Origin of the sequence: Hyphomonas sp. GM-8P (genome assembly GCF_003263315.1) — a bacterium.
Lineage (GTDB): Bacteria > Pseudomonadota > Alphaproteobacteria > Caulobacterales > Hyphomonadaceae > Hyphomonas.
In genome coordinates this window covers 1-481 of record NZ_AWFE01000034.1, presented here as the reverse complement: position 1 = coordinate 481, position 481 = coordinate 1, and the positions used below count along the sequence as shown (strand labels likewise).

Genomic DNA, 481 nt, shown 5'->3' with positions numbered 1-481 from the left:
ATGTCTGGTCGTATGACTTCGTCCAGGACCGGACGCATGACGGAAAGGTCTTCCGCATGCTGTGCGTGATCGACGAGTACACTCGGGAGTGTCTCGCTATCCGCGTCGAGCGCAAGCTGAACTCTCGTGATGTCCTGGATGTTCTTGGTGAACTGTTCGTCAGGCATGGTGCACCAGAGCACATACGGTCAGACAATGGCCCAGAGTTTATCGCCATCGCACTTCGCGAATGGCTCGGCAATATCGGCGTGAAGACGCTTTACATCACGCCTGCGAGCCCATGGGAAAATGGATACTGCGAAAGCTTCAACTCAAAGCTCAGGGATGAGCTCCTAGCCCGCGAAATCTTCTATGACCTGCGTGAAGCCAAAGCCCTGATCGAAGGGTGGCGACATCATTACAATACGTTCCGGCCACACTCATCACTCGGCTACAAACCACCTGCGCCAAAAGCCATCTTGCCCGCGGCGTTCATACCGCC

At 55.3% G+C, this 481-nt stretch carries 1 protein-coding gene; it reads left to right on the top strand.

Annotated elements, in window-relative coordinates:
• The coding region (locus tag HY26_RS02925) for an integrase core domain-containing protein (RefSeq protein ID WP_146740164.1) at nucleotides 1-481 on the top strand (481 nt) is incomplete at both ends.